The sequence below is a fragment of the Streptomyces anandii JCM 4720 genome (genome assembly GCF_014650655.1).
GTDB classification, from domain to species: Bacteria; Actinomycetota; Actinomycetes; order Streptomycetales; family Streptomycetaceae; genus Streptomyces; species Streptomyces anandii.
Map to the genome: position 1 here is coordinate 230,377 of NZ_BMVJ01000004.1, position 3,990 is coordinate 234,366.

Annotated in this window: 5 protein-coding genes; 3 read left to right on the forward strand and 2 right to left on the reverse strand. The window is 72.8% G+C overall.

What is annotated here, in order from left to right:
* From IE249_RS36770 to IE249_RS09730, 3 genes are all read left to right on the forward strand, one after another.
* On the forward strand, positions 1-574 hold a 574-nt coding region (locus IE249_RS36770; RefSeq protein ID WP_308434320.1), incomplete at its 5' end, for an FAD-linked oxidase C-terminal domain-containing protein.
* Positions 571-1,782, forward strand: coding sequence for a (Fe-S)-binding protein (locus IE249_RS09725; RefSeq protein ID WP_189704368.1), 1,212 nt, complete (start codon positions 571-573; stop codon positions 1,780-1,782). The genes IE249_RS36770 and IE249_RS09725, both read left to right, overlap by 4 nt.
* Positions 1,783-2,048: 266 nt before the next feature.
* Positions 2,049-2,597 carry a GNAT family N-acetyltransferase gene (locus IE249_RS09730; protein ID WP_189704369.1) on the forward strand — a complete coding sequence of 183 codons (549 nt, stop codon included), beginning with the start codon at positions 2,049-2,051 and terminating at the stop codon, positions 2,595-2,597.
* A 51-nt stretch (positions 2,598-2,648) separates the two neighbouring features.
* Here the strand turns inward: IE249_RS09730 and IE249_RS09735 are convergent, their stop codons facing one another.
* Both IE249_RS09735 and IE249_RS36775 read right to left on the reverse strand, forming a co-directional pair.
* Positions 2,649-3,368: a helix-turn-helix transcriptional regulator gene (locus IE249_RS09735; protein WP_189704370.1), complete on the reverse strand. Its 720-nt coding sequence runs from the start codon at positions 3,366-3,368 to the stop codon at positions 2,649-2,651.
* Between the two features lie 16 nt (positions 3,369-3,384).
* Positions 3,385-3,990: alpha/beta hydrolase (locus IE249_RS36775; protein ID WP_229857953.1), on the reverse strand; the 606-nt coding region annotated here is incomplete at its 5' end.

Genomic DNA, 3,990 nt, shown 5'->3' on the forward strand with positions numbered 1-3,990 from the left:
GCGCGGCGACGCGGGCGCGCTGCTGCTCTTCGGTGACGACGGCCCGTCGGCCACCGTGTCCGGCAACCTCGGCCGCATCCAGGAGGTGTGCGAGCGGGCGGGCGCCCTGGAGGTCACCCTCGCCGAGAGCGTGGCCCGCGCCGACGCGCTGCTCGCGGCGCGGCGCTGCTCGCTGCCGGCGCTGTCCCGCCTCGGCTCGCTGACGATCCTGGAGGACGCCACGGTGCCCCGGCACCGGATGGCGGAGATGGTGGACCGCGTCGACGGCATCGCCGAACGGTACGGGCTGCGCATCGCCACCTTCGGACACGCCGGGGACGGCAATCTGCACCCGACCTGTGTGCTCGACCCGGACGACACGGACGGCGCCGAGCGGGCCCACAAGGCCTTCGCGGAGATCTTCGCGGCGGCCCTCGCGCTCGACGGCACCATCACCGGCGAGCACGGCGTGGGCGCCGCCAAACTTCCCTACCTCACCGACCGGCTGGGCGCGGACCAGATGGCCCTGCTGCGGCGCATCAAGCGCGCCTTCGACCCGGCCGGCATCCTCAACCCCGGAAAGCTCGGATCATGACCGAACCCTCCACCGCCGAACCGTCCGGCCCGTCCGGCCCGTCCGGCCCGTCCGGTGCGCAGGCGCCCCTCGGTGTCTTCGACAAGGAGCTGCTGGACCGCTGCATCTCCTGCGGGTTCTGCCTGCCCGCCTGTCCGACCTACGCCCTGACCGGCGAGGAGACCTCCTCACCGCGCGGCCGCATCACCCTGATGCGGGCGCTGGAGAGCGGCGAGCTCGCCCCGGACGACCCGACGTCGGCCGAGGAGTCCTCGTTCTGCCTGGGCTGCCGGGCCTGCGAGACGGTGTGCCCGGCGGGCGTGGAGTACGGGCAGCTGCTGGAGCAGTGGCGCGACCACCAGTGGCGCGGTCCTGCCCGGCCGTGGCTCGCCCGCGCGCTCATGGCGCTGGTCTCCCGCCCCGGCCTGCTCCGCCTCCAGGGCCTGGTACGCCGCCACGCCCGGGGCGGCGCCGAGCCGGCCGCCCGCCCCGCGGGTTCCGAGCCCGTTCCCCGCCCCGCGGGTTCCGAGCCGGTCACCCAGCCCTCGGCTTCCGCCGCGGGGACGGTGTCGCTGATGCTCGGCTGTGTCGAACGGGGCCTGTATCCCGACGTTTCCCGGGCGGCTCGGCAGCTCTGTCCGGAGGCCGGCGTGCCGGCTCGGCAGGGCTGCTGCGGTGCGCTGCACGCGCACAACGGCGACTCCGCGACCGGAGCCGAACTGGCCCACGAACTCGGCGAGCGGCTGCCCGGCACCATCCTCACCACCGCGGGCGGCTGCGCGGCCCACCTCGCGCACCACCTGGGCCGTGACCGGGTGCGGGAGCTGAGCGAGTACCTCGACGAGCAGGGGCACCGTCCCGTCGGCGAGGTCACGGTGAACGGCCGCCGGGCCCGCGCCGCGCTCCAGGACTCCTGCCATCTGCGCAACGGCCTGGGGGTCACCCGGCCGCCGAGGGAACTGATCGCGGCGGTCGCCGACTACGTGGAGCTGCCCGGCGCCGGGAAGTGCTGCGGCGCGGCCGGCACGTACGCGATGCTCCGGCCGGAGGACAGCGCGAAGGTGCTGGCGCCCAAGCTGGACGAAGTGGAGGAGGCCGACGTCGACTACGTCGTGACGGTCAACCCCGGCTGTCTGCGGCAGGTGCGGCAGGGGCTGCGCCGCCGCGGCTCCCGGGCGGAGGCGATCCACCTCGCCGAGTTCCTCGCCCTCGCGACCCGGCTTCCGTGACACACGGTTCGCGCGGTGACGGTAAGCGGCTCGGGGGTACCCGGAGCCGCGGAATCCGTCCCGAGAGAAGGCCGTACCAGTGAACCCCGTAAGCGGAATGAACCTTTACGCATCGTCCGACGTGGAAGAGCTCTTCCCGTGGTTCGCGATCATGTTCGGGATCCTCGTCGCGGCTCTCGTGATCATGCTGCTGAAGACCAGGAGGCACTGACCCGCGAGGCCAAAACCGAGTGCGAGCCACCCGGAGGGGTCCCTACTCTCCGGGCATGGATCTTCGTGAGGAACTTCCGGGTGACCGACAGGACGTGCGGGAGGTTCACCTCCGGGCATTCGGTGACCATGGTCCCGTCGTGGCCGGGCTTGTCGGCAGCCTGCGGGACATGGTCACCCCGGAGAACGGTCTGTCGCTGGTCGCCGAGCAGGACGGCGAGGTCGCCGGGCACGTCATGTTCACCCGTAGTCTGCTCGACGCCCCTCGACGGCTGGTCGACGTGCGGGTGCTCGGTCCGCTGGGCGTGAGGCCCGAGTTCCACAAGCGCGGCGTCGGCTCCGCCCTGGTCCGGCACGGGCTGGAGATCCTCGCCGGGCGGGAGGTCCCCCTCGTCTTCGTGGAGGGCGATCCGGGCTACTACTCACGTTTCGGCTTCGCGCCCGGTGGCGGCCTGGGCTTCCGGAAGCCGTCCCTGCGCATCCCGGACGGCGCCTTCCAGGTCATGGGGCTCCCGGCGTACGAGCCGTGGATGACAGGGACGTTAGTGTACGCGGAGCCGTTCTGGCGGCATGACGCCGTCGGCCTCCGCGACCCCGACGCATAGTGCCGCCCCCCACGGCACTGCGCACCCGCCCTGGACGAGTAGTTCCGATTGTCATGGCGGGGGGATGAGCGAAGCCAGCGCGGTGGGCTGCACCGCGCCGGCAGCGGCCGAGCCGAGCAGCAGGCCGGCCAGTTCACGGGGTCGCGCCTGCTCACCGGTCGGAACCGCCGCGGTGATTCGGTCCAGTCGGAAGCCTCGACCCGCCTGCCGCGTGCGGCACCAGGCGATGAGGTACCACTTGCCGTCGGCGGTGAGCAGTCCGGCCGGTTCAACGTCGCGGTAGCTCTCCTGCCCGGCTGCGTCGACGTAGGACAGCCGCAGCACCCTGCTGTCGGTGAGAGCCTGCTCCACTGCGGTCCGGACCGACTCGGCGGTCCGCGTCGGCAGCACGACGATCCGGGCGGCGAGTTCCTCGGCAGCCGTCGAGGCGGGGCCGGTCATCGAGGCCGCGATCTTCTGGGACGCCGTACGGACCGCGCCGGCATAGAGGGCGGAGGCGTCGGCGACGGCGAGCGCGGCGACCAGCGCCGCGGCCTCTTCGGCGGTGAAACGGATCGGCGGGAGGGTCATCGCCGGGTCGATCGACCAGCCGCCGCCCCGCCCGGTTGTGGTGTGCACCGGGACACCCGCCTCCATCAGCGCCTGGAGATCGCGCTGCACCGTCCGCGTGCTCACCTCGAACCGCGCGGCGAGCGCGGCGACCGTCAAGGATCGCGGCGCCGCCGCGCGCAACTCTTCCACCAGTGCGTAGAGCCGAGGAGTGCGGTTCACGGGGCCGACGCTACCGTCACGCGCCGGCCAGGAAGTCCCGCTCCCGCTGCTGTTCGCGTGCGGTGATGGTCAGCGGGAACAGGGTGAAGCCGTGCATCGCGCCTGCGACGACGCCGAGTTGCACGGGCGCCCCGGCCGCCTGCCAGCGTTGAGCCAGGAAGAGCGAGTCGTCCAGCAGCGGGTCTTGAGTGCCGACGACGAACCGGGCGGGCGGCAGGCCGGTCAGATCGGCGTACAGCGGCGAGACCTCCGGGTCGCGGCGCTCCTCCGGGCCCATTCCCGGCGCGAAGAGCTCGTAACTTCGCCGCACCGAGTCGGAGTTGCTCAGCAACCGGCGGGAGCCGAACAGCCGCTGGCTCGGTGTCATCGACAGGTCGTACGGGCCGAAGGCCAGGTGGGCTGCACGGAACGTGCCGGTGATGCCGTGCCGGTCGCGAAGACGCAGCAGGGTCAGGACGCTCAGGTGGGCACCGGCCGACTCGCCACCGATCAGCAGCCGCCCATTACCGAACTCGGCCTCGGCATGGTCCGCCAGCCACCGGGCGGCCGTTTCGCAGTCGTCGGGTCCGGCGGGGAACGGGTGTTCCGGCGCCAGGCGGTAGTCCACGCTCATCACGGCCAG

What these genes read in the sequence shown, in the direction of transcription:
- IE249_RS09725 (WP_189704368.1), top strand. Translation starts at nt 571, where the DNA reads ATGACCGAACCCTCCACCGCCGAACCGTCCGGCCCGTCCGGCCCGTCC.
- IE249_RS09730 (WP_189704369.1), top strand. Translation starts at nt 2,049, where the DNA reads ATGGATCTTCGTGAGGAACTTCCGGGTGACCGACAGGACGTGCGGGAG.